The following is a 22563-nucleotide window of genomic DNA, read 5'->3' on the forward strand; positions in this document are numbered from 1 at the left end:
GCCGGCTATGAGAGGCGCGTGCGAACAATCTCGCTGACCGCCTTGCCGTCGAAGCGGCCGGCGACCTTTTCGGTGACCGGCCTCATGACATAGCCCATGTGCATCACGGACAGCTCCACGCCGTCGGCCTTGAGCGAGGCGATGACTTCGTCAACGATGGACTCGACTTCTTCGACGGATAGTGGTTCCGGCAGATAGGCCTCGATGACCTCGGCATCCGCGATCTCCGTGGCTGCGCGCTCGGGCTCTCCGGCCTCCTCGTACAGCCGGGCGACCTCGTGATACTGGGAAGCCTCCTTCTGCAACATGGCCGTGATCTGGGCGTCGTCCAGGTGGATCGGCGCCTGCCCGGCTTTCTCACGGGTGTCAATCTCGCTGAGGACGTTGCGTGTGGCGTTCAGGGCAATGCGATTGCCATCCTTCATATGGCTGACGACGTCTGCGTGCAGCCGCTCTTTCAAGGTGAACATGGTGTGCTCCTCGATTCGATGGTGCCGTGCTGGCCGGCTGCCAGCCCGGCAGGCGGTGCCGGCGTCCCGAGGGGTCGTCGCATCGTAGGTGCATGGCAGAAGTCAGAGCCACGCTTTGTTCCTTAATTATCTGCCCGGTAACGCCGAGCAGCCCCGCTGAGCATGCCCCCTCTTGGCATCCAGGAATGGGCATATTCGCACTATGTCCATTCCTCGCATCCAGCAGGGGGCATGTCCCCAGCTGGATGCGAGTTAGGCGCCTTCCAGCACCTGGCTCGTGACCCACGCGAGGTACTTGGCTGCGTTGGCCACGGCGTCGGCGACGTCCGGCACGCCATCGCGACGCTGCGCGACGTCGAGCAGCTGCGCCGCGGCAACCACGCCGTGACCCGCCAGCTCTTCGGGAGTCACCAAGATCCTGCCGGCGACCACAATCACCGGAATGCCCTGGCCGTGGGCTGAATCTGCCAATGCGATGGGGGCCTTGCCGGTCAGGGATTGAGAATCCATCGATCCTTCGCCGGTGATCACCAGGTCCGCGCCGCCGAGCTGTTCGGGAAGCCCCGTGAGGCCGGCCACGAGGGCGAACCCGCCTTCCAGGGTCGCCTGGGTGAAGGCCAGGAACGACGCCGGGAATCCGCCTGCCGCTCCGGCGCCGGGAACGTTGACGTCCCGTCCCCCTGTTTCCCGCAGCAGGGACGCCCAATTGCGGAGGCCGGCGTCGAGCAGTTCCACCGCGTCTTCGTCCGCGCCCTTCTGAGGGCCGAAAACATGCGCAGCGCCGTCGCTGCCGAAGAGCGGGTTCTGGACGTCGACGGCGATCCGGAACCTCACCGCGGTCAGGCGCGGATCCAGCCCGGAGACGTCGAGGGAGACGACGTCGACGAGCGAACCACCGCCGAGCGGAACCACATTCCCCGCTGCATCCAGGGGCTTCAGTCCCAGCGCGCGCAGGGCGCCGCTGCCGCCGTCGGACATGGCGGAACCGCCCACGCCGAGCACAATCTCGGTGGCCCCGGCGTCGAGGGCCGCCGCGATGAGCTGACCGCAACCGTAGCTGTGGGCGCGCAGGGCGTTGGCCGGCGTCGGCTCCATGTGTGCCAGTCCGGATGCTTGCGCAGTTTCGATCACCGCAGTGGCTCCGCCGAAGGCATTCTTCCGGATGGCCCACGCGGCGCCTACCGGCTTGAGAATGGGACCGACGACGGCGTTGATCCGCTCTTCGTAGCCTGCCGCCACGGCTGCCTCCAGTGTTCCTTCGCCTCCGTCGGCGATGGGAAACTGTGTCACCACGGCATCGGGATAGACGCGCAATGCCCCTTCGGCCATCGCAGAGGCTGCTTCGGCGGCAGTGAGGGAACCTTTGAACTTGTCCGGGGCAATCAGGATGCGCATGCCCCCATCCTGCCAGCGGGGCTAAGCTTTTCGCAGATCCGTGTGCGGAGATGTCGAAAACAGCCTGTGTCGTTCGTATAGGGGGTGAGACGCGGGCAAGGTGCCGGCGCCACATCCCAAGGAGGAACAGTCATGTCACGCTACCTGCTCAGCATCTACCAGCCCGACGGCCCCGCTCCGGAACCCGAAGTCCTCAACAAAATCATGGCCGACCTTGACGTCCTGAACCAGGAAATGCGCGACGCCGGCGCCTGGGTTTTCACGGGTGGCCTGCACCCCGCCAGCACCTCCACAGTGGTGCGCGTGAACGACGGCGAAATACTCACGACGGACGGCCCCTTCGCCGAGGCCAAGGAACACGTGGGCGGCCTGTGGGTGATCGAAGCCCCGGACCTGGACGTGGCACTTGGCTGGGGACGCAAAGCGGCGCAAGCCACCACGCTGCCTATCGAGGTCCGGCCCTTCGCGGGCTACCGGGAATAGCTTCCCCATGGTCCATATTTCGGAGATCGGACAAATATTCCGCGAAGAGTATGGACGCTCCGTGGCCGTCCTGGTTCGCGTTTTGGGCAGCATCGACGCCGCCGAAGACGCGGTCCAGGACGCATTCACCGAGGCCGTCACCCGCTGGCCGAATACCGGGCTGCCGCCAAGCCCGGCGGGCTGGATCATCACCACCGCACGCAACCGAGCGATCGACCGGCTCCGCCGCGAGGCCTCCGGGAGGGAGAAGCTCGCCCAGGCCGCGATCCTGCACGGTGATAAACACGTGGATGAACCCGAAGAGGTGGACACAGTGGAAGACGACCAGCTGAGGCTGATATTTACCTGCTGCCATCCCGCCCTCAACCGCGCCGCGCAAGTGGCCCTGACACTCAAGCTCCTGGGCGGGCTCCGCACCGCCGAAATCGCCCACGCTTTCCTCGTCCCCGAGCCAACAATGGCCGCGCGACTCGTGCGGGCGAAAGGCAAGATCCGCGATGCCCATATCCCTTACCGGGTACCGAGCGGGGCCGAGCTTCCTGAGCGCTTGAAATCCGTGCTGGGCGTGGTCTACTTGGTCTTCAACGAGGGCTACGCGGCGAGCTCGGGCACGGGGCTGGTGCGCGAAGAGCTCTGCCGCGAGGCCTTGCGCCTGGGCAGGCTCATCGTGGACCTCATGCCTGATGAACCGGAAGCCAAAGGGCTCCTCGCACTCATGCTCCTCCTCGATGCCCGCCGCCCCGCCCGGACAGCTTACGACGGTGGCCTGGTGCTCCTCGCGGACCAGGACCGCAGCCTCTGGGACGCGGACCACATCGCGGAGGGACAATTGCTGCTGCGGCAATGTCTGAAGAGGAACCAGCCCGGACCGTACCAATTGCAGGCAGCCATCAACGCGGTTCACAGCGATGCCGCACAGCCCGCGGACACCGATTGGGGCCAGATCCTGGCGCTGTACGGGCAACTCCTTGCGATGGAACCGACGCCGGTGGTTGCTTTGAACAGGGCCGTTGCCCTCGCAGAGGTGGAAGGCCCCGCCAAGGGGCTTGCCGCCGTCGACCTTCTGGAACTGGGCAATTACTACCTGTTCCATGCCGTGCGCGCGGATCTGCTCCGGCGCTTGGGTCGCGACGACGAAGCTGTCGCCGCCTACCGCGCCGCGCAGGAGCGCACCGATAACGACGCCGAGCGGGACTTCCTCGAGGGGCGGCTCCGGGCGCTCACCACCACTGGCTCCGGCCATGCAGCACCGACTTCAGACGATCCGCGCGGTCTGTGACCAGGCCGTCCACGCCCATGTCCAACAGCCTGGCCATTTCGGCGGAATCGTTGACCGTCCAGACGTGGACCTGGAGCCCCAGCCGGTGCGCGCGCCGCAGGAAACCGGGCGTCACTACCGTCAGCGGTCCGTAGCGGACCGGCACCTGGAGGGCATCGACGTCGTGCAGGATCTTCCGGAGCCAGCGCCCGGGAAGAAGCGGTCCCAAAAGCGTGAAGGCTGCATTGCAGACGATGCCCGCCGAAGACGCCGTGCGGCGCCCGAGCAAGCGGAGGACCGCGCGACGACGCCGGTCGGAGAAGCTCGCGATCAGCACGCGGTCGTGGGCGTCGAGTTGTTCAATGACTCCGGCGAGGGCCTTGACGGTATGCCAGTCCTTGACGTCGACGTTCAGCCGCGCCTCGGGGAATTCCGTCAGGACCTCCGCCAAGAGGGGAATTGCTTCGCGGCCGCCGATGCGGGCTTTCGCGATGTCGGCAGCCCTGAGGCTGGAGATGGGGCCGTGGGCATCTGTGACGCGGTCGAGGGTGTCGTCGTGGAAAAGGAGCACCACGCCGTCGGCAGTGGTGCGGGCATCGGTTTCGAGATGTGTGAAGCCGAGCTCAAGCGCGGCCTTGAATGCCGCGGCGGAGTTCTCAAGTCCGTCGGGGGAAAATCCGCGGTGCGCGAAGGCAAGCGGAGCGGATTGTCCGTCCGGCCGACTGAAGAAAGGCAGGTTCAGGCTCACACGGGTAGCGTAACCCGGCCGTGCCGCCCGCGACGCCGTCAGGATTCCTGCGGGACGATCTCCACGCCGTCTCCGCAGTGAACCAGCGTGCGGCCGCGGCCGCCGTCGAGGTTTACCCAGACCACGCTGTGGTCGCTCGACACGGCATCCACCTGGCCGGGGTTCTCAAACCCCGGTGCGAGCTTGACGCTCACGCGATCCCCGCGGCGCAACTGCTTCCAATGTTCGGCCGGCACTGCACGGCGAACCGGGGCTTCGGGCCACCCCGTCGTCTTTCTCTTGGCCATCATGTCCCCTGTGATCGGCATCGAATACGGCACGAGCCTACGGGGAGTAGTTGAACGGCAGTTGGACTGAATCTGTGTAAATGGGTGAGCACTCCCAACTGACTGGCATTTGTTGTCGTTTAGAGGCCTGAAAACGACATTAAGTGCGAGTTAGTTGGGAGCGCCCGGCCGGAAAGTGGACCCTAGATGATGGCGGCGCGGAGTTGCTTCGCGGCCAGCGCGGGGTCGTCCGCACCGTAGATGGAACCGCCGACGACGGCGACATCCGCTCCGGCGCGCTGTACGGCTCCGATCGTGGACAGGTTCACACCGCCGGCCACGGAGAACGGCACGCGAGCTTCCTCGCCCGCGCTCAGCAGGACATCCAGGTTGTAGCCCGGCTTTGCCTGCTCGTCGAGGCCGGCGTGGAACTCGATGAACTTGGCACCGAGTGCCCGGGCTTCCTTGGCGCGGGATACTTTGTCCGCAACGCCGATCAGGTCCACCACGATGCCCTTGTTGTGGGCTTTTGCCGCCTTGACCGCACCGGCGATGGTGGAGTCATCGGCACCCCCAAGTACGGAAACCAGGTCTGCGCCGGCCTTGAAGGCGATGTCGGCTTCGAGTTCACCGGCATCCATGGTCTTGAGGTCGGCGAACACGATCTTGTCCGGGTGGGCTTCCTTGATGGCGGTCACGGCCGAAAGACCTTCGCTTTTCACGAGCGGAGTGCCGAGTTCGATGATGTCCACGTATTCGGCGACCTTGCCCGCGATTTCGAGGGCGGCTTCGGTGGTGAGGACGTCGATGGCGACTTGAAGCTTCATGGAGAGAATCACTTTCGTTGTTGGTTGGGTGGTGTTGGTGCGGTGGAAATCAGGGGCTATTCGAGGTTCGCGTGGCGGAGCCAGAGTTCCTCGGCCGGGGTCGCGTCGTTGTCCCACAGCGACTGGAAGACTGCTTCGGCAGCGAGGAAGAGCACCTGCTCGAACAGGCTGCCGGAGTACTGGCGCGACAGCGTGGAACCGTGGTCCGTCTTCTGCGCCGCTGGAATGATGACGACGACGTCGGCCAGTTCCGCGAGCGGTGACCTCGCGTTCGTCGTGTAGACGGCGATCCTGGCGCCGGCTTTGGAGGCCGTTTCGGCGGCGCGCACGACGCCGGAGGTCGTCCCTGAACCCGAGGCAAGGAGCAGGAGATCGTCCGAGCGGATGGCCGGTGTGGTGGTATCTCCCGCGATGTGCACGTCGAATCCGAGGTGCATCAGCCGCATCGCAGCCATCCGCAGGACAAGTCCGCTGCGGCCAGCTCCGGCAACAAAGATCCGGCCGGTTGCCGAGTTCCCCGCGGTCTGGACTTCCGTGGCCAGGCAGGAGAGCTGCCCAAGGTCCACTTCGGCGGCTGTTTCCGCGATCTCGCTTCCCACAAAGGCCAGGCCCAGGCCGACATCCAGGCTCAGGTCGACGTCCCGTGCGCCGCGAGCCAGGCCGCGAACTTGGCCCAACGCGGCCTGGACGGCGTCTGCGGTGGTGGTCATGCGTTACCTCCTGCTCAGGTGAATGCTGCGTTTCAATCAATCGTTCAGGATTAAACGGATAGGGGTAACGATGAGCACGGGCAGTCATAGCTACTCGTTTGGGTAGTAGGCGCGAGAGCTGAGGCGCTAGGGTGGCGGGATGACTCCAAGTACGTGGACGCTCCTGGAAGCGGTTGCCGCACTCGCGAACTCCCCGTTGATGAACATCGCCGAGTGGCTTCGTGAAGCGTCGTTGCCGTACGTAGGCAGCAGCGCGCTAGTGATCTTCACCGAGGATTGCACCGGCCGGCCCCAGAAGAAGGCCGGGGCGGAAGGCATCATCAGCCGCGTTTCCATCCCGGAGTTGGATCAATTGCGGGCCCGGGTCGCGGAGGGCGACGCCTGGCAAGGTGAAGCGACCATCGCCGGCAAGCAACGGCCGGTTCTTGCCCTGACGTCCGGGAGCAATGCGCTCCTGACCATCACCGAGCCTGCCATCCCCGAGGGATCTTTGGAGCGGGAGTCGGCGCTGCGGATGCTTGAGTACTTGTGGCAGCTCACGGCGCGGCGCATCCAGGAGAAGGTGGCGGACGCGCCGCCGTCGTACCTTTTGGAATCCCGCGCGGCGTCAGCCGAGCGGCTCCGCGTCACGGCCGAACTCGTGGACAGGCACTCCACCACCCTGGAGACACTTTTGGCGGCGCTGCGATCAAGCTCCCTCGACGATGCCACTGCCAGAAAAACCGTCACCGACCTGGCAGCTACCTCACTGGTCAACCTTCGGACACTCAGCGACCGGACAACAGACCTCGTGGAAGAGCCGGTGGCCAAGGCCTTCGAACGGCTGCGGGAGGACTTGCGACCGCTCATGCACTTCAGCGGGCTCGACATCCAGTTCATCGAACCACCAATCAACGGCCGCGCCTTGCCCGGCGAAGTGGCCCACGCGGCCCGGGCGATCGTGCGGGGTCTGGTGCTGGCCATCGTGGAGCAGCCCGCGGTCAGGCGTGTGCGGGTGCAGTGGGACTGCGATGGTGTAAACCTCCTGGTTAATGTGCGCGACGACGGCCTAGGCGAACTGACGGCGGATTCGCCCAACATTGCCCGGCTCAACAACCGGGTGGCAGCTCTGGACGGCCAGATGAACATCGAGGTCATGGCCGGCTGGGGAGCGGACGTGCAGGTGGTCCTGCCACTGGACCCGCCATCAGCCCCAGCGGGCGATATCGGTGGATGGGGCCTGGCTGAGCGCGAAATGGAAGTTCTTCAACTGTTGGCGGCCGGACAACGCAACCGGGCCATCTCCGCCAAACTGCACATCAGCGAAAACACAGTTAAATTCCATGTCAGGAATATCTTCAGGAAACTCGGCGTAGGTTCACGAACAGAAGCCATTGCCTTGGCGCACAGCCACGGGCTGCGGGCGCCGAACTAGTGGTCGGGACCGGCGCGGCGGCCGGCGCGGCGGCCGGGGAACCCAGAGCTGACTAGACCCGCAGGGAAGCGAGCTTTGCCTCGAGGATCTGGGCCACGCCGTCGTCGTCAAAATGCGGTGCTTGCTGGCCTGCGGCACTGATCGCCTCAGGGTGGCCGCTGGCCATCGCGTAACCGTCGCCAGCCCAGCGCAGCATCTCTACGTCGTTGGGCATGTCACCGAATGCCACTACCTCAGTGGCCTCGATGCCCCGGGAGGCAGCATATTCAGCGAGCGTGACGGCCTTGTTGATGCCGGGGGCAGACATTTCCAGGAGGGCGGTCCGCGGCGCAGAGTGGGTGGTTTCCACGAGATGCGCCACGGCGGGCTGGACCTTTGCGAGAAAGTCGTCCGGAGTGCCGCGGCGCGTGACGGCAAGGAACTTCACGACGGCCTCTTGCGCGGTGAGCGTTTTGTCCAGCCAAGCGGGAGTGAACTCCGCCAGGAGCTCGCTGGTCTCATTCTCGATGAACCCTGGCTCGAGATGGAATCCTGTAAGCGTTTCCGCCGCGAACAAGGCGTCGGGCCGGAGCTGCTTGATGATCCGGCGGGCCTCGAGCACGGATTCGATGCTCAAGGCATTGGCCGAAATCAGCTTGTCTGCTTCAAGGTCCCACACCACGGCCCCGTTGGAGCAAATAACAATGCCGCTGTGGCCGATCTGCTCGCGGAGGGGGTAGAGCCAGCGCGGCGGCCGCCCGGTCACGAACACCACCTCGATGCCCGCCTCGCGGCAGGCATGGAATGCGCGGATGGTGCGGCTGCTGATCTTGCCGTCATGGCCGAGTATGGTGCCGTCAATGTCACTTGCTACGAGCCGCATTATGTCAGTCTACGTGGGGGCAGCCGCCGTCGACTCTGCCCCAAGCTAGCGCCGCTCGAAGTGGCCCGTGATGACGGCCCGGCCCAGGGTGTGTGCGGCCAGCGTGCGGACGAGCGCGTCCGTGGAGGCACCGGCGTCGAGAGCCAGTTCTTCGACGTCGACCGCGTGCACGGCCACGATGTACCGGTGCGGCCCATGCCCGGGCGGTGGCGCGGCACCCAGGTAACCATGGAACCCGGCGTCGTTCTTCAGCTGTAGCGCACCGCCCGGCAAGTGCGAACCGCCCTCAACGCCGGCGCCCGCAGGCAAGCAGTCGGTACTGACTGGGATGTTGATTACGGCCCAGTGCCAGTAACCGCCGGCCCTCGGGGCATCCGGATCGAAGACGGTGACGACGAAACCCTTGGTGCCCTCGGGGGCTCCGCTCCAGCTCAACTGCGGGGATTCGTCCTTGCCGCCCGCCACACTGAATCGCTTGCTGGTCTGGGCGCTGCCGAGTGCCTCACCGTCCCTCAGCGAGCCGCTGGTGAGGTTGAAGGATGGGACGCGGGGAAGGTCGGCGTAACTCATGGCTGCCTTTCGATGCTTGGTTCGGCCTCCGGGACGCCCGAGGCGTTGAGCTCGGCCCTGGTCGGCGGATTCGCGCCCGGCCGGGAGACTGTGATTGCCGCGGCGCGCGCTGCATGGTTGAGGATCCCGTCGAGCACTTCGGCTGGCATGGCGTGCAGCTCTTCCCGGTTTTGGGCCCCGGCCAGCCCGCGGTCAACGATGCCCGAGAGGAGCGCGGCCATGAAGGAATCGCCCGCACCCACGGTATCCGCCACCTCCACCTTCGGGGCGTCCACCTGGGCCTCGCCCGCCGCCGTAACGCCCCAGGGTCCAGCCGCGCCTCGCGTGACCACCACGACGGCGGGTCCGCCGCTGCCGCCCAGGCTCAACCAGCGCCGGGCCGATTCCAAGACGTCGACGCCGGGATAGAGCCACTCAAGGTCCTCGTCGGATGCCTTGACCACGTCGGCAAGCGCCACGAAACGCTCCACCTGGGCCCGCGCATAGTCGCGATCCTTGATGATGCTGGGCCTGCAGTTGGGATCGAAGCTGATGGTCGCGTTCGGATGGGCATGCTCGACGGCGGCAAGGACTTCCGCTGCTCCCGGCTCCAACATCGTGGCAATCGAGCCCGTGTGCAGGAGCGATGTCCCCTGGAGCATGAAAGGCAAGCGCGCGGCGAGGCCGGGAAGCTCCCAGGCGAGGTCGAACGTGTAGCTGGCAGCGCCGTCGTCGTCGATCAATGCGGTGGCTACGCTCGTGGGACTCTCGTCCGGCGGCAGCGGAACCATGACGGAACTGGAGCGCAGATGGGCCGCGATCGATTCGCCGTAGGCGTCCTTGCCGAAGCGGCCGATGAACTGGACTGCATGGTCCAGCCTGGCCAGGCCCACGGCAACGTTGAGCGGACTTCCGCCCACGTGGGCGTCGATTCCCGAGGAACGCTGGACGACATCAACCAGCGCTTCACCTATGACTGTCAGCATGGGACAACTCTGCCACGTTGATGTGGTGTGCGTCTCTCGATGACAGCCGGTGACTTTCCCGGCAAGACCATCACACCAGCAGCCGCTGCACTAACTCCCGGCACTTCTTGTACGCAACCGCCCTGGGGTCGATCAGGTCGAAATGGTCGCCAGGCACCTTGAGGAACTGCGCCGCGCCCCCGGAAGCAGTGGCCGCGGCAACATAAGCCTCGGACTGGCTGCACGGGACGTCCTCGTCCGCGGCGGCGTGGACGGCAAAGACCGGGACGGCGATGGGGAGCGAACTCATGGGGTCAGCGTAGATATGCCGTTTGGGGAATCTGACCGAGTCCCCACCCATCAGGTTGTCGACGGCGCCGTTGCTGAGGTTGAGCCGCTCGGCATCCGCCAGGTTCAGCAGGCCGGACTGGCTCACGACGCCGGTAAGCTGCACTGCCGCGCCATTGTCATGCCGATGGAGCTGCCGGTCGGCGTCTGCCGCGCCGATCTTGGAAAGCTTGTCGCGCCCGGCGGCCCAGACCGCCAGATGGCCGCCCGCGGAGTGTCCCAGCGCCACTACTTTGCTCAGGTTGAGCTCATGCTTGCCGGCGATCTCGCCCAGGTGGTCAATTCCGTCGAGGACATCTTCGAACGTATGCGGCCAGCCGCCGCCGTTTCCTGCCCTCCGGTATTCAAGGTTCCAGGCCGCAATTCCGTGCGCAGCGAGGTCCCGCGCAATCGGCTCGCCGAGTTCCGCGCCGTACTGGGAGCGCCAGTAGCCTCCGTGGATCACCACCACCACGCCGTCGGGTCTGCTGCGGTGTGATTGGAGCGAATTGTCTGGTACGAACAGCTCGCCCCATTGGCTGGAGTGCTGGCCGTAGTAGTACTTGTGCCGCTTCATCGTGTCCTCCTTTGTGCCGAGCCTATCGCGGAGGAGCGACGCGGAGCGGGAGCAATGGCCTGAGGATCAACGCAGAGCCCCTGTTCCCCCATTCCCAGTACGATGTTGCCTGCTTCCAGGTGTCGCAGCGATAAGCCCAGAGGGTCCGGCTCCCCTGCACTGTCAGCCCTCCGCCGTAAGCTGGAGGCATGGCTAGCAATTGGGACAGCTTGGATCCTCAGCTGCGCGAATCAGTACAAGCGAATGTGGAACTCTACGAACGCGTTCGGCCTGCCCTGAAACTCGTCACCCGGGACGTCCTCTTGACCTTGCGGGACATGCTCAAGAACAGCGAGTCCGTTCCCCTCTTCGTCACCGGACGCACCAAGACGGTGGAATCTTTCCGGGAGAAGATTTCCCGTACCGAGGTGCCCCTGGATGGCGGCCCGCGGGTGCTGAAGTTCCCGGACCCGTTCCGGACCCTGAACGACATGGTGGGGCTGCGCGTCATCACCAAGCTTCCGGCCGAGAACGCCGCCGTTGCCAACTTGATCAAGCGCCAGCGCCAGCTTTTCGATTGCCGCGGCGACCTTGAGAAGGACATCGGTTCGATCGAGTCCGGTACCTACGGCTACTCGAGCCGGCACCTTATCCTCCGCACCATCCAGAACGAGTCCGTGAAGGCCTACCAGCAGGTCTTCAATCCGGACATCCCGCCAAATGGCAGCTACTTCTTCGAATGCCAGATCCGTACCGTTTTCGCGCACGCCTGGAGCGAAATCGAACACGACATCCGCTTCAAGGCCGAGGATCCGCGCGCTTGGACGCCGCATTTCGACCGGCAGTTCACCGCCACCGCCGCAATGCTGGAAACAGTGGAGAGCGCCTTCGCCGACCTCCACGAACGCTACGAGGAAGTCCGCGGCTACTGGGATCTCGATGGCGAAGGTTCCATGCCGCTCACGCCCAACCGGGTGCGGGACGTCTGGCGAACGCTGCTTCCGCACGTTGACCGTAAAGTTGATGACGACTGGGGTTGGGCTGCGGAGCTCCTTGCGGCCCACGGACTGAACAAGACCGTGGAACTCGCCGGACTCCTCAGGGCCAACCGGATCACCGAGGTCCGCAAAGCCCTGGACCACCGTTACTCCCCCGGACCGGACCGCCTCCTGGATGACCTCCTGCTGTGGCAGTACGGCACTGAACACATCGACCTCACCGCTGAGGCGCCCGACGTCGTCCCCCACCCCCGGCGGGACAGCCTCCAGCGGCGTCTCAAGCAGATTGAGCGGTACCGCCTGACCAACAGCTAAGGACCCATGACACCCGAGCAGCTCCAGTCCCTCCGTTTCACGCTGCGCTCGCCCCGCAGGCTCAAAACGGAAGCGTTGGCTGGTTTGGTGGTGGCGCTTGCCCTCATTCCTGAGGCCATCGCCTTCTCTGTGATTGCCGGCGTGGATCCGCGCATCGGCCTCTTCGCGTCCTTCACGATGGGGGTCACCACAGCGATCGTGGGTGGCCGGCCCGCCATGATATCCGCAGCCACCGGTGCCGTCGCGCTCGTGATTGCCCCCGTCATGAAGGATCACGGGCTCAACTACTTGATCGCCACGGTCATCCTCGCCGGGGTCTTCCAAATAGTCCTGGCGGTCCTGGGCGTCACGCGGCTCATGCGCTTCATTCCGCGTTCGGTGATGATCGGATTCGTGAATGCCTTGGCGATTCTGGTGTTCATGGCCCAGTTGCCTGAGCTCATCGGCGTCCCCTGGATGGTCTACCCGATTGTGGCCGTGGGGCTGCTGATCGTCTTCGCGTTGCCCAGAATCACGACGGCGGTGCCCGCACCGTTGGTGGCGGTCGTCTCTCTCACGATCGTGACGGCGCTGGCCGGAATCCGCGTTCCCACTGTGCATGACAAGGGCGAACTCCCCAACAGCCTTCCCGGTTTTTTCCTTCCCAATGTGCCTTTGACCTGGGAGACCTTCCAGACCATTGCCCCGTTCGCTTTGTCCATGGCGCTAGTGGGCCTGCTGGAATCCCTCATGACGGCCAAGCTCGTGGATGACATCACGGATACCCGCTCCAACAAGACCCGGGTCTCCTGGGGCCAGGGCATTGCAAATATCGTCACCGGTTTCCTGGGTGGCTTGGGCGGCTGCGCCGTGATTGGCCAGACCATGATCAACGTGAAGGGTTCGGGTGCCCGCAGCCGGCTGTCAACCTTCCTGGCGGGAGCGTTCCTGTTGGGGCTCGTGGTGACGCTCGGGGACGTGGTGGGCACCATACCTATGGCCGCTTTGGTGGCTGTGATGATCTTCGTTTCCCTCATCACCTTTGACTGGCATTCGATCCGGCCCGCAACCCTAAAGCGGCTCCCGAAGTCCGAGACCGGCGTCATGCTCGTGACGGTGGCCGTTGTGGTGGCGACGCACAATCTGGCCATCGGGGTAGGAGCCGGCGTCCTCACGGCCATGGTGCTGTTCGCCCGCCGAGTGGCCCATTTCGCCACCGTGGAGCGGAGTGAATTCGAGCTCAACGGCCGGACCGTGGCGAGCTACACGGTGGATGGCGAGTTGTTCTTCGCCTCCTCAAACGACCTCTACACGCAGTTCGACTATGCGAAGGATTCCTCGGAGGGAATCGACCACGTGGTCATCGACCTGCATGCCTCGCACATCTGGGATGCTTCCACCGTTGCCGTGTTGGATTCCGTTACCGAGAAATACCGCAGGCACGGCCGCGAGGTGGAGCTCATCGGCCTCAACGCGGCGAGCGTCCGAATGCGCGAACGGCTGGCGGGCAAGCTCAACGCAGGCTAACCGCCCCGGTCCACCCCAACGAACACCCCCCAACTGACTCGCAGTTGTTGTCGTTATGAGCCACCAAAACGACAACTAATGCGAGCTAGTTGGGCCCACGCCGCCCGGGTTCCCTGGCCCTGGGACTTGCGAGGCGAGGGTGGCGGTGGGGACTAGTTGGGCGCTACGGAGTCTTGAACTCCCACGGCGCGGCCTTGGTGGTTCCCGCGCCGATGGTGCGGCCGGCGAGCCGATCCAGAAGCAGGGTGACGGCTCCCTCGAGGGCTTCCGGTTCCGGAGTACCGCCTGCCGAACCGGGTGCCAGGACATCAAATCCGGCAGGCTGCATCGTGTCCGAAATGACCACCTGGGCTACTCCGCGCCTGGCCAGCTCCCCCACGGTGAGGTCAAGAAGGGTGCCGGGCGGCAGGGCCCCGATGATGGCGCCGTCGGCACCCCCGGAGAGCATGAACCGCCGCCACCCTTCGCCGATGAGGATCACGGGCTGGTAGCCGTGCTGGGGCAATATGCGTGCAGCGGCCGTCGCGAGTGCCCGGTCCCACGGCCATTCCAGGTCGCCGATGGCAATCGCGACGAGGTCGGTCTTGCCGCGGCGCATTCCGCGGGCCGCCTGATTGGGTACGTAACCCAATTCCTTGGCCGCGGCCTGGACCCGCTCTTGTGTCGCTTCGCTGATGCGGGTGGTGCCACCGAGGCGCCCGGACAAGACATAGGACACGGTGGTGAGGGAAACCCCGGCACTCCTGGCGACGTCCCGGATGGTCGGCTTCGCTCCAAGTCCCATGGCCTAGCGCTTTCCCTTCTTGCGGGAGCCCTTGCCACGGCCCTTGTCCGGGTTCGGGGCATAACGCTGGGCAACCGCCGGTTTTTTGGCGCCCGTGCCTCGCCGGTCCGGCTTGGGTGCCTTCTTGGGCTTCTCCTGTTGAGCCGAAGGCTGCCGCGAACTTTGCGCAGTGCGGCCCCGGACAATGCCAATGAATTCCTCGATGACCTCGCTCGTGGAATCGCTCGGCCAGGCGAGGGCGATCTGCGTCCCTTCGGCCCCTGTCAGGCGGCGCGCCACCGTGTCCTTGACATTGAAATGCCGGGCCACGGACATCGGCAGGATCACGAGGCCGGCACCGGACGCCACCACCTGCATGGCCATCTCCGGCCCGCCCATTCCGGCGACATCCAGGAAGTTCTCCTCCGCGAGGTCCTCCAGCGCGACCTCTTCGAACACCGAGATTTCATGGCCCTTCGGGGCCACCACCACAGGCTGCTCTTCGTAGAGCGGAATCACGTGCAGTCCATCGCGATCCACCGGCAGGCGGACAAAGCTGAGATCCGCGGAGCCGTCGCGCAGGACGTCCAGCTGCGCGCCGTCGTCGGACATGAACGAGTGAAGCGGAACATCTGGCATGCGCTCTTCCCAGCGCCGGATCCATTTCCCGGGCGTCACGCCGGCGACATAGGCGAAAGTGAGCCCCAGGGACCCGCTGGTTTCAGCGTCGGAAGCGTCGGGGATACCGACGGCGGGCAGGGATTCTTGATCGGATGGCACCAGTTCACAGTACCGCGCGGGCCGTAGCCAACCCAGCGCCGGTCCCAGCTACGCCGCGTACACCTGGACCGCTGTCGCCTTGACCACAAAGTGGACGCGCGAGCCCGGTTCCAATCCCAGCTCGGCGGACGCTGAGGGCGTGATGTCCGCTGCCAGATCGCCGGCCCGGACCCTGATGTGGTCCCCATGCGGTTCAAGATCCGTGATCGCAACCGGGAACGAGTTGCGCGGGCTGCCGTGGGCAGCATCCAGGAAGATGGAAACGGCCGACGGCGGGAACGCGGCGACGCCTGGCTGGCCGGGTTCCGCTTCGTCATCGAGGTCTCCCGCGACATGCAGGCTGGGAAGCTCGACGGTGGCGACCGTCCTGAGTCCGTCCTCCGTGACGGTGCCCGCCATGAGGTTCACTCCGGCCAGGCCCGCGGCGAATTGGCTTCGTGGACGTCGGAATACCTCACGGGTGGCCCCTTCCTCCACAATCCTGCCTTTTTCCATGACGATCACGCGGTCCGCGAGCATGAGGGCATCCAGGACGTCGTGGGTGATGATCAGGGCACGACGCCCGGACAGGACGCGTTTGAGGAGCCGGCGCAAGTGCGGAGCGGCGTGGATGTCCAACGCGGACATCGGCTCGTCCAGGAGCAGCAACTCGGGACTGGCAGCCAGCGCGCGGGCCACCGCAACACGTTGGGCTTGGCCCCCGGACAACTGCCCGGGCTTGCGCCCGGCGAGCTCCATGGCGTCCACTTCGGCTAGCCAGTGCCGCGCAGTTTCGCGCGATTCCGTCCGCGAAACGCCTGAGCTGCGCGGGCCGAATGCCACGTTGTCCAGGACGCTCAGGTGCGGGAAAAGCAACGGCTCCTGGGCCAACAGCGCCGTGCCGCGAAGGTGCGGAGGGGTCCATACCCGGCCGCCGCCGTCGAGGTTGAAGAGAACCTGGTCCCCGAGGCGGGCAGAGCCCGCGTCCGGCCGCAAGAGTCCCGCCGCGACGGAGAGAAGCGTCGACTTTCCGGCCCCGTTCGGTCCGAGGATCGCGACGGTTTCCGCTTGCCCGAGGGTCAGTGACACGTCCAGGTTGCGGGCCCGGACGGTGGCGTCGATCTGGAAACTCACGCGGCTGCCTCCGCGGGAAGGTCCGCGCGGTGCGGACGCCGGTAAGACAGTCCGACGACGATCACGGCCACCGCGACGAGAACCAGCGAAAGGGCGACGGCGGCGTCCGCGTCGGTCTCTCGCTGCAGGTAGATTTCCAGCGGCAGCGTCCTCGTGACACCTTGCAGGCTCCCCGCAAATGTCAGCGTGGCGCCGAACTCGCCCAGGCTGCGGGCAAAGGACAACACCGCCCCCGAGGCAAGGCCGGGGAGGACCATCGGTATGGTCACGCGCCTCAAGATGGTGGTGGGGCGGGCGCCGAGCGTCGCGGCAACGGCTTCGTAGCGGTTGCCGGCCGTCCGCAAGGCGCCTTCGAGGCTGACCACCAGGAATGGCAAGGCGACAAACGTCTGGGCCAGGACCACCGCCGTCGTCGAGAACGCGATCTGGATGCCCGCGAGTTCAAGGCTCTTGCCCAGAAGACCCTGCCGACCGAACGTATAGAGCAGCGCGATCCCGCCCACCACGGGTGGCAACACCAAGGGCAGGAGGACGAAGGCACGGAGGAGCCGCTGCCCGCGGAAGGGCCGGCGGGCTAGGACAAGCGCCAACGGGATACCGAAGACGATGCAGAGCGCTGTGCTCGCGGCAGAGGTGCGGAGGCTGAGACCCAACGCCGTGAGCGAGGAATCGGAGGTCACCAGCGGGATGAACTGTGTCCAGTTGACCTTTGCGACCATGGCAGCCAGCGGCAACAGGACGAACAAGCCGCCCACTACCGCCAGGCCATAGACCCACCGTGGAATCCCGCTGAAATTCATCGACGCCTACGGTACGCCGAGGCTTGGGTCACCGGGACCATCCGGGCGGCCCCGGCGACTCTTGTGTGCGGCATGGATTCATCCTAGAACAGCGGCTGTGCCACTTCCCTGCGGGGGCGGATACCCTTGAACCATGACCTCTGCAAACTCCCAGTCCATGAAGCCGGCCACCGTTGCCAAGAAACTTGGCATCTACCTGCCTGCAACACCCCAGGAGTTCCAGGATTCGGAAATCACCCGCGCCGATTTCGCCGAGCTCCAGGCCAATGCCCCGGAGTGGCTCGCCGAGCTCCGCCGGACGGGTCCGCACCCGCGTCCCGTCGTGGCACAGAAGCTGAACATCTCCATCAGCGGCCTTGCCCGCGGCGGAATCACCGAGGCCCTCACGACGGCGGAAATCACCGAACTGCTGGCAGCTCCCCCGCAGTGGCTCGTCGTCGAGCGCGCCACGCACGCAGCCGTGCGCTCCGAGGCAAAACGCATCAAGGAAGAAGCTGCCAAAAAGGAAGCCACGAAGGAAGCCAAGTCCAACGCCACTGCCAAGCGGGACGCACCGAAGGCATCCAAGCGGGACCACGCTTAAGCTCCAAAAGACGTTCACAGGAAGTCAGGACAACCCGGGCCGGGTTGTCCTGACTTCCTGCTTTTAAGCCAGGAATCGGGGCCCTCGCCTCCGAGCCATCCTCGGCGCATACTGAATTTGAGAGCGGTGCGCGTTCGCGTGGAGGTGGTCCGATTGCCCGCCACAACTGGAATCCAGCTGACGGCCTGGGAGATCGGGCTATTGGGGCTTTTGCTCCTGTGCGCGGTGGTCTTCACCGTCAACACCGTCCGGAAAGCGGCCGTCCACGGAGCCCCCGACGGCGGCCATCCCGCCTTGCAGGGGCACCTCGGCCACCGCGATCGGGAGTTCGTCAAAGAGCCGGACGCCACCTTCTGGAACATCTTCGCCGGCCTCGTGGTGATTGTCCCGGCGGTCGTCATTCCCGCGTTGGCCTCGCCCGCCGTCGGGCTCTTGATGCTCTTCCTCGCCGTAGCTGCCGCTATTGCAGCCTTTGCGGTCGGCCGGAAACTGGAGCGGAACCGTCAGGACCGCATCGGTTTCACCGAAGCGGCAGCCCGTCACGACGCCCTCTTGGCCCGCTGGCAAAGGTATGAACTCGATCCCGCCAAGGGCATCGACTTCCCCGGCATGAGCGATGTCAGCGTTCCGCAGACCGCCGCTTTAGTCCGTGCGCTGCAGGAAGCCCAACGCTGCCGCCTCACCGCAGGGACGGACTATGCCCGCGCGGTCGAGAAGTTGGATGTGGCGATGGTCGAAGCCGAAGCAGCTGCGGGCGTTTCTGCGTCGTAGGCGGCTCGCCCGGGCTTCCAAAAGTGAGGTCTCGGCCCTTTCAACCAGTGAAAGCGCCGAGACCTCACGTGTCGATCGGTAACTCGTCCTAGGCCACCGGTACCGCTACGACGCGGCTGTTTGCGGTGACGATCCTGGCAGCTGTTGCCTGGCCCATCCGGACCGCGCCGTCCACGTGCTGGTAACCTTCGGCAGCCAGATCGGAGGAAGACCAGTAGATCGGTCCTACGTTGGCGTGCTGGTCCTTGCCGTAACGGTGCAGGCCGCCCAGGTCGTAGCTGGACGCGTAGGCGCCACGGGTCCATTCTTCGGAACCCCAGTCGGATTCGTAGTAGACCTCGGCGTCCAGGGCTTTGTCGCCGAGGAAGCTCGCGATGGACTCAAGGACCTTCTTCTTGCGGTCCCCGGCGCTGAGCTCGAAGACTGCGTCTGCCTTTTCGTCCGAGATGAAGCCCACCAGGGTCCCGCGGGCGTCTCCGTGGTTGGTGTTGTCGTAGACCTCCTGGACCAGGGCGTCGGCGCCGAAGCCCGTCCCGGAGAGGCCGTCTTCGCGCCAGAACGGCGTGCGGTAGACGGCGTGCACCTTGATGACCAAGCCCAAGGACTGGTGCTGGTGCATCTGGTGCTGGCGGCGCGGCAGCGGCGGGTTGAAGGACACGCGGGAGTACAGGTTCGGCGGGACAGCCATGATCACGAATCGCGCATTGACGGTTGCACGCTCGGATTCAACGGTGACCCGATGGCCTTCGCCGGCCGCCTCCCAGTTGATGGTGCGGACCGGGCTGTTAAGCACGACATCGTCGCCCAGTTCCGCGGCGATCAACAGGGAGACCTGCTGCATCCCGCCGATAACCCGCTTGTCCAGGATGAAGTCTTCGTCCGTCAGGTTGGAGAACGAGCCCGCCGAGGCTGCCATCAGCACCGCTTGCAGGGCCGAGAAAGCATGGGCCGGCTTCGTCAGCATGCCGCCGGCGATGAAGAGGCCGATATTGTTGCAGGCCTCCTCGTCCGTGGACTTCTGGCGCAGCCAGTGGTGGAAGGAAATAGTGTCCAATTCGCGGGACTTCGGGTGGGCCCATGGCTCCTCCGGGCCGATCTCCGCGGCGAGGGCGTCCAGGATGGCGGTGAGCTTGTCCATTTCGGCCGCAGTGGTCTCGCTTACGGGGAAGGACGCACCGGTGTAGCGGGTGCGGGTGCCGTCCGGCGCGAGGTACACCGATTCGCCGTCGCGGTAGCGGGAGTACATTTTCAAGCCCAGCTCGTCCAGGAGCCCCATGAGGGCGGTCTGGTCCGGGGACACCCACTGTCCGCCGATTTCCAGCATGGCGCCGTCAATCGTGTCGGTCCACGTACGGCCACCGACGCGGTCGCGTGCTTCGAGCACGGCAACGCTGAGCCCGGCCTTCTTCAACTCGCGGGCGGCCGTCAACCCCGACGGACCGGCACCGACAATTACGACGTCGCGATCAAGATTCAACATGATGTCCTTTCTGTGGCCGTCCCCGTTGGCTGACCAGTAAATGAATGACGTTCATTTATCTCAACTGTAGCTGGATTGGCCCCGGCTGTGAAGACCCAAATGGAATAATGCTGATGACACTGCTTCCAGAAAGGTCAGCGATGCCTGAACCCACCCCCGCTCCCGGCGAGACCAAAGCGCGCCGCAGGGCAGGTCGGCCAATGGCGGCGGTCCTCGACCAGGACGGCATCACTGCCGCGGCCCTGGAACTGATCAGCAAGAAGGGGTACGACGGCCTCACGATGGCCGCACTCGCGCGCTCCCTGGGCGTTGCGCCGTCGGCCCTTTACAACCACGTCTCCTCCAAGGACGAGGTCCTTAAACTCGTTGAAGAGGACCTGATGTCCAAAGTCGACTTCGGGGGTTTCAGCACGCTGCCCTGGGAGGAGGCTGTCCGGCAATGGGCCTATTCCTACCGCGGCATCTTCGCGAGGCACACCCCGCTGATCTCGGTGATCGCGGTTCTTCCCGTGACGGACGCCCCGCAGACCCTCGCCATGTACGAAGCCGTGACCGAGGGCTTCCTCCGTGCCGGCTTCCCGGAGCAGCAGATCATCCCGAGCATCGTGGCCCTTGAGGCCTACATTTTCGGCGCCGCGTTCGACGCGAACGCGCCGGCGGACATTTTCGACTCCGGCCGCTTGGCCGACTCCACGCCGCACTTCACCTCGGCGGTCCGCAGCCTCGGACCCGAACGGAACAACTACCCGTCCGACCTCGCGTTCGCCATGGGCTTGGATGCGTTGATCACCGGCCTCGGCGCGCTGCGGGTGCAGCCCAACTGACTCGCAGTTGTTGTCGTTATGAGGGCTCATAACGACAACAACTGCGAGTCAGTTGGGAGTTACGGGGTTTGGTGAGTTAAACAAAGGAACCCCGGCCTGAGACCGGGGTTCCTTTGAATTGCGTGCGCGAGGGGGGATTTGAACCCCCACACCCTTTCGGATACTGGCACCTGAAGCCAGCGCGTCTGCCGTTCCGCCACTCGCGCGCAACTTCCTTCGCCCGGGCCGCACCAGGTTTCCCCGGCCTCACCCCTGCGAAAGCAGCGAGATCAAGCATAACGGACAACCTGTTGAAAACGCCAATCGCCCAAGGGTGGGGCAGTAAAACCCCGGGATCCCCCGCTTTGCCGGTCCCCCGCACGATGCTGAAATCACGCGAGAAGCGTCGCGAAATGATGCGGACCGCCGAACTTTTCCGGCCTTCCAGGCGTTGTGGAATAAGGCCATTCACAGTCTTGCCCAGTAGTATCGGGGTTGAAGACAGGCTCCTTGCGTGCGCTCCGGCCACTGCGGGGATTCGTCTTGGCTACTGATATCGCAGAGTCAACGAAACGGAAGGAGAAGGACCATGGGCTTGCTTGACAGGGTTGAACGTGGCATAGAAAAGGCCGTCCGCGGCGTCTTCTCCACCGGTTCGCGGGCGAGGGTGGAGCCGGTGGAGATAGCCAGCAAGCTTCGCCGTGAACTGGACAACAAGTCCATCACCATTTCGGCCGGCCGTACCTTGGCTCCCAACATCTTCGATGTCCTCTTGAGCGATGCGGACTTCACGCGCGCCCAGGACTGGGGAACCCCACTGGCCGAAGAATTGTGCGACGTCGTCATCCAGCACGTGCGCAGCCAGGGCTACATCCTGCAGGGTCCGGTACGGATCTCCTTCCGCCACGACGAAGCACAGCGCGAAGGCCATTTCGAAATCACATCCAGCACTGAGAAATCCAACGGGACTGCCGCGCCCGCTGCTCCCCGGCCAGTCGTCCCCGCCGCGCCAAACCGCGAACCCACACGGCTCCAGCCTGTCCTGGACATAGGCGGACAACGCTATTCCCTCAACGCGCCTTCGATCGTGCTGGGCAGGTCCTCCGAGGCCGACATCCTGGTGGACGATACCGGCGTCTCGCGCAAGCACTTGGAAATCCAGACGGCAGACGGGGTCATCCACGCCGTCGACCTCGGTTCCACCAATGGAAGCTACGTCAACGGCCACAAAGTGGACGGCAGTGTGGAATTGACTGACGGATCCACCATCACCATGGGACGGACCAAGATCATCTTCAGACTTCTCCCCCAGCCTTCTGGTGGGCGCCCGTGAGCGACATCAGCGAACTGACCATCACCGCACTCCGCTTCGGCTTCCTGCTATTGCTGTGGGTCCTGATCTTCAGCATCGTCTCGACCATGCGCCGCGATCTCGTGATCGGCCGCAAAGCCGCAATGGGGACTCCGACGGCGCGCGAGTTACGCAAGCATCCGGAACTCGCCCCCGCGCCGCCCCAGCCCGTGAAGCAGCAGGCGCACCAGCTCGTCGTCGTCGAGGGACCACTCAAGGGGACCACGCTTCCTCTGGCCGCGAGCCCCATTTTGCTGGGCCGCGCACAAGAGGCCACCTTGGTCCTCGAGGATGATTATGCTTCGGGCAGGCACGCGCGCTTGTTCCCGCAAGGCAGCCGCTGGTTCATCGAAGATCTCGGTTCCACCAACGGCACCTACCTCGCCGATCAGCAACTGACCCGCGCCCTGCCGGTGGAGCTTGGCGTCCCCGTGAGGATCGGCAAGACGGTCATCGAATTGAGGCCGTAG

Annotated in this window: 25 protein-coding genes and 1 tRNA gene; 10 read left to right on the forward strand and 16 right to left on the reverse strand. The window is 65.0% G+C overall.

From position 1 onward, the window contains the following. Nucleotides 1-5: 5 nt before the first annotated feature. Complete coding sequence (locus BMF89_RS10375; RefSeq protein WP_078107012.1) at nt 6-470, reverse strand: GatB/YqeY domain-containing protein; 465 nt, start codon at nt 468-470, stop codon at nt 6-8. Between the two features lie 252 nt (nt 471-722). Beyond that, nucleotides 723-1865, reverse strand: coding sequence for a glycerate kinase (locus BMF89_RS10380; protein ID WP_078107013.1), 1143 nt, complete (start codon nt 1863-1865; stop codon nt 723-725). A 132-nt stretch (nt 1866-1997) separates the two neighbouring features. On the opposite strand from BMF89_RS10380, the gene BMF89_RS10385 reads away from it, so the two are divergent. Together BMF89_RS10385 and BMF89_RS10390 are read left to right on the forward strand one after the other, a co-directional pair. Then, the gene (locus BMF89_RS10385) at nt 1998-2348 is read left to right on the forward strand and encodes a YciI family protein (RefSeq protein WP_078107014.1); all 351 of its coding nucleotides are present in this window, start codon (nt 1998-2000) and stop codon (nt 2346-2348) included. A 7-nt stretch (nt 2349-2355) separates the two neighbouring features. After that, entirely contained in the window at nt 2356-3627 is a 1272-nt protein-coding gene (locus tag BMF89_RS10390; RefSeq protein ID WP_078107015.1) for an RNA polymerase sigma factor, read from the forward strand. On the opposite strand, the gene BMF89_RS10395 is transcribed toward BMF89_RS10390, so the two are convergent. The 4 genes from BMF89_RS10395 to hxlB all read right to left on the reverse strand — a co-directional run bounded on the left by BMF89_RS10395 (nt 3569) and on the right by hxlB (nt 6157). Beyond that, the gene (locus tag BMF89_RS10395; RefSeq protein ID WP_078107056.1) at nt 3569-4348 is read right to left on the reverse strand and encodes a glycerophosphodiester phosphodiesterase family protein; all 780 of its coding nucleotides are present in this window, start codon (nt 4346-4348) and stop codon (nt 3569-3571) included. The two genes, BMF89_RS10390 and BMF89_RS10395, sit on opposite strands and share 59 nt — an antisense overlap. 44 nt (nt 4349-4392) lie before the next feature. Continuing rightward, the gene (locus BMF89_RS10400) at nt 4393-4662 is read right to left on the reverse strand and encodes a hypothetical protein (protein WP_241707671.1); all 270 of its coding nucleotides are present in this window, start codon (nt 4660-4662) and stop codon (nt 4393-4395) included. Nucleotides 4663-4823: 161 nt separating this feature from the next. After that, nucleotides 4824-5447 carry a 3-hexulose-6-phosphate synthase gene (gene hxlA / locus BMF89_RS10405; RefSeq protein ID WP_078107016.1) on the reverse strand — a complete coding sequence of 208 codons (624 nt, stop codon included), beginning with the start codon at nt 5445-5447 and terminating at the stop codon, nt 4824-4826. A gap of 56 nt (nt 5448-5503) precedes the next feature. Then, on the reverse strand, nt 5504-6157 hold the full coding sequence (gene hxlB, locus BMF89_RS10410) for a 6-phospho-3-hexuloisomerase (protein ID WP_078107017.1): 654 nt from the start codon (nt 6155-6157) through the stop codon (nt 5504-5506). A 139-nt stretch (nt 6158-6296) separates the two neighbouring features. Between hxlB and BMF89_RS10415 the strand changes: the two genes are divergently transcribed. Then, nucleotides 6297-7571, forward strand: a complete 1275-nt coding sequence (locus tag BMF89_RS10415; RefSeq protein WP_078107018.1) for a response regulator transcription factor family protein — start codon at nt 6297-6299, stop codon at nt 7569-7571. A gap of 52 nt (nt 7572-7623) precedes the next feature. On the opposite strand, the gene BMF89_RS10420 is transcribed toward BMF89_RS10415, so the two are convergent. The 4 genes from BMF89_RS10420 to BMF89_RS10435 form a co-directional block, all read right to left on the reverse strand. Further along, on the reverse strand, nt 7624-8433 hold the full coding sequence (locus BMF89_RS10420; protein WP_078107019.1) for a Cof-type HAD-IIB family hydrolase: 810 nt from the start codon (nt 8431-8433) through the stop codon (nt 7624-7626). 45 nt (nt 8434-8478) lie between these two features. Next, nucleotides 8479-9003 (reverse strand): YbhB/YbcL family Raf kinase inhibitor-like protein, encoded by a 525-nt coding sequence (locus BMF89_RS10425; protein ID WP_078107020.1) that lies wholly within the window; start codon nt 9001-9003, stop codon nt 8479-8481. Further along, nucleotides 9000-9968 (reverse strand): carbohydrate kinase, encoded by a 969-nt coding sequence (locus BMF89_RS10430; RefSeq protein ID WP_078107021.1) that lies wholly within the window; start codon nt 9966-9968, stop codon nt 9000-9002. The genes BMF89_RS10425 and BMF89_RS10430 overlap by 4 nt, the downstream gene beginning before the upstream one ends. Nucleotides 9969-10038: 70 nt before the next feature. Beyond that, nucleotides 10039-10851 (reverse strand): alpha/beta hydrolase, encoded by an 813-nt coding sequence (locus BMF89_RS10435; RefSeq protein WP_078107022.1) that lies wholly within the window; start codon nt 10849-10851, stop codon nt 10039-10041. A 188-nt stretch (nt 10852-11039) separates the two neighbouring features. Between BMF89_RS10435 and BMF89_RS10440 the strand changes: the two genes are divergently transcribed. Continuing rightward, nucleotides 11040-12143, forward strand: a complete 1104-nt coding sequence (locus BMF89_RS10440; RefSeq protein WP_078107023.1) for a RelA/SpoT domain-containing protein — start codon at nt 11040-11042, stop codon at nt 12141-12143. A gap of 6 nt (nt 12144-12149) precedes the next feature. Beyond that, complete coding sequence (locus tag BMF89_RS10445; RefSeq protein WP_078107024.1) at nt 12150-13649, forward strand: SulP family inorganic anion transporter; 1500 nt, start codon at nt 12150-12152, stop codon at nt 13647-13649. Nucleotides 13650-13812: 163 nt separating this feature from the next. Here BMF89_RS10445 and BMF89_RS10450 read toward each other — a convergent pair whose 3' ends face one another. From BMF89_RS10450 to BMF89_RS10465, 4 genes are all read right to left on the reverse strand, one after another. Continuing rightward, nucleotides 13813-14433, reverse strand: coding sequence for a LacI family DNA-binding transcriptional regulator (locus tag BMF89_RS10450; protein ID WP_078107025.1), 621 nt, complete (start codon nt 14431-14433; stop codon nt 13813-13815). A gap of 3 nt (nt 14434-14436) precedes the next feature. Further along, nucleotides 14437-15156, reverse strand: a complete 720-nt coding sequence (locus BMF89_RS10455) for a LysR family transcriptional regulator substrate-binding protein (RefSeq protein WP_078107058.1) — start codon at nt 15154-15156, stop codon at nt 14437-14439. A gap of 84 nt (nt 15157-15240) precedes the next feature. Beyond that, nucleotides 15241-16305: an ABC transporter ATP-binding protein gene (locus tag BMF89_RS10460; protein ID WP_078107026.1), complete on the reverse strand. Its 1065-nt coding sequence runs from the start codon at nt 16303-16305 to the stop codon at nt 15241-15243. Next, nucleotides 16302-17105 (reverse strand): ABC transporter permease, encoded by an 804-nt coding sequence (locus tag BMF89_RS10465; protein WP_078107027.1) that lies wholly within the window; start codon nt 17103-17105, stop codon nt 16302-16304. The genes BMF89_RS10460 and BMF89_RS10465 overlap by 4 nt, the downstream gene beginning before the upstream one ends. Before the next feature lie 133 nt (nt 17106-17238). On the opposite strand from BMF89_RS10465, the gene BMF89_RS10470 reads away from it, so the two are divergent. Beyond that, on the forward strand, nt 17239-17688 hold the full coding sequence (locus BMF89_RS10470; protein WP_078107028.1) for a DUF5997 family protein: 450 nt from the start codon (nt 17239-17241) through the stop codon (nt 17686-17688). A 153-nt stretch (nt 17689-17841) separates the two neighbouring features. Further along, nucleotides 17842-18459 carry a hypothetical protein gene (locus BMF89_RS10475; RefSeq protein ID WP_139359623.1) on the forward strand — a complete coding sequence of 206 codons (618 nt, stop codon included), beginning with the start codon at nt 17842-17844 and terminating at the stop codon, nt 18457-18459. A gap of 88 nt (nt 18460-18547) precedes the next feature. On the opposite strand, the gene BMF89_RS10480 is transcribed toward BMF89_RS10475, so the two are convergent. After that, nucleotides 18548-19939, reverse strand: coding sequence for an NAD(P)/FAD-dependent oxidoreductase (locus BMF89_RS10480; protein WP_078107030.1), 1392 nt, complete (start codon nt 19937-19939; stop codon nt 18548-18550). 140 nt (nt 19940-20079) lie between these two features. On the opposite strand from BMF89_RS10480, the gene BMF89_RS10485 reads away from it, so the two are divergent. Then, nucleotides 20080-20763 carry a TetR/AcrR family transcriptional regulator gene (locus tag BMF89_RS10485; protein WP_253190784.1) on the forward strand — a complete coding sequence of 228 codons (684 nt, stop codon included), beginning with the start codon at nt 20080-20082 and terminating at the stop codon, nt 20761-20763. Between the two features lie 123 nt (nt 20764-20886). On the opposite strand, the gene BMF89_RS10490 is transcribed toward BMF89_RS10485, so the two are convergent. After that, nucleotides 20887-20969 (reverse strand) — tRNA-Leu (locus BMF89_RS10490). A gap of 362 nt (nt 20970-21331) precedes the next feature. Between BMF89_RS10490 and BMF89_RS10495 the strand changes: the two genes are divergently transcribed. Further along, the gene (locus tag BMF89_RS10495) at nt 21332-22075 is read left to right on the forward strand and encodes a DUF3662 and FHA domain-containing protein (RefSeq protein ID WP_078107032.1); all 744 of its coding nucleotides are present in this window, start codon (nt 21332-21334) and stop codon (nt 22073-22075) included. Between the two features lie 5 nt (nt 22076-22080). Next, nucleotides 22081-22563, forward strand: a complete 483-nt coding sequence (locus BMF89_RS10500) for an FHA domain-containing protein (protein ID WP_078107059.1) — start codon at nt 22081-22083, stop codon at nt 22561-22563.

The sequence above is a fragment of the Arthrobacter sp. SRS-W-1-2016 genome (genome assembly GCF_002009585.1).
Lineage (GTDB): Bacteria > Actinomycetota > Actinomycetes > Actinomycetales > Micrococcaceae > Arthrobacter > Arthrobacter bambusae_A.

Bases quoted from the DNA above. Each gene is read 5' to 3' on its own strand.
- BMF89_RS10375 (WP_078107012.1), bottom strand. From the start codon at position 470: ATGTTCACCTTGAAAGAGCGGCTGCACGCAGACGTCGTCAGCCATATG.
- BMF89_RS10380 (WP_078107013.1), bottom strand. From the start codon at position 1,865: ATGCGCATCCTGATTGCCCCGGACAAGTTCAAAGGTTCCCTCACTGCC.
- BMF89_RS10385 (WP_078107014.1), top strand. From the start codon at position 1,998: ATGTCACGCTACCTGCTCAGCATCTACCAGCCCGACGGCCCCGCTCCG.
- BMF89_RS10390 (WP_078107015.1), top strand. From the start codon at position 2,356: ATGGTCCATATTTCGGAGATCGGACAAATATTCCGCGAAGAGTATGGA.
- BMF89_RS10400 (WP_241707671.1), bottom strand. From the start codon at position 4,662: ATGCCGATCACAGGGGACATGATGGCCAAGAGAAAGACGACGGGGTGG.
- hxlA (WP_078107016.1), bottom strand. From the start codon at position 5,447: ATGAAGCTTCAAGTCGCCATCGACGTCCTCACCACCGAAGCCGCCCTC.
- hxlB (WP_078107017.1), bottom strand. From the start codon at position 6,157: ATGACCACCACCGCAGACGCCGTCCAGGCCGCGTTGGGCCAAGTTCGC.
- BMF89_RS10415 (WP_078107018.1), top strand. From the start codon at position 6,297: ATGACTCCAAGTACGTGGACGCTCCTGGAAGCGGTTGCCGCACTCGCG.
- BMF89_RS10420 (WP_078107019.1), bottom strand. From the start codon at position 8,433: ATGCGGCTCGTAGCAAGTGACATTGACGGCACCATACTCGGCCATGAC.
- BMF89_RS10425 (WP_078107020.1), bottom strand. From the start codon at position 9,003: ATGAGTTACGCCGACCTTCCCCGCGTCCCATCCTTCAACCTCACCAGC.
- BMF89_RS10430 (WP_078107021.1), bottom strand. From the start codon at position 9,968: ATGCTGACAGTCATAGGTGAAGCGCTGGTTGATGTCGTCCAGCGTTCC.
- BMF89_RS10435 (WP_078107022.1), bottom strand. From the start codon at position 10,851: ATGAAGCGGCACAAGTACTACTACGGCCAGCACTCCAGCCAATGGGGC.
- BMF89_RS10440 (WP_078107023.1), top strand. From the start codon at position 11,040: ATGGCTAGCAATTGGGACAGCTTGGATCCTCAGCTGCGCGAATCAGTA.
- BMF89_RS10445 (WP_078107024.1), top strand. From the start codon at position 12,150: ATGACACCCGAGCAGCTCCAGTCCCTCCGTTTCACGCTGCGCTCGCCC.
- BMF89_RS10450 (WP_078107025.1), bottom strand. From the start codon at position 14,433: ATGGGACTTGGAGCGAAGCCGACCATCCGGGACGTCGCCAGGAGTGCC.
- BMF89_RS10465 (WP_078107027.1), bottom strand. From the start codon at position 17,105: ATGAATTTCAGCGGGATTCCACGGTGGGTCTATGGCCTGGCGGTAGTG.
- BMF89_RS10470 (WP_078107028.1), top strand. From the start codon at position 17,239: ATGACCTCTGCAAACTCCCAGTCCATGAAGCCGGCCACCGTTGCCAAG.
- BMF89_RS10480 (WP_078107030.1), bottom strand. From the start codon at position 19,939: ATGTTGAATCTTGATCGCGACGTCGTAATTGTCGGTGCCGGTCCGTCG.
- BMF89_RS10485 (WP_253190784.1), top strand. From the start codon at position 20,080: ATGCCTGAACCCACCCCCGCTCCCGGCGAGACCAAAGCGCGCCGCAGG.
- BMF89_RS10495 (WP_078107032.1), top strand. From the start codon at position 21,332: ATGGGCTTGCTTGACAGGGTTGAACGTGGCATAGAAAAGGCCGTCCGC.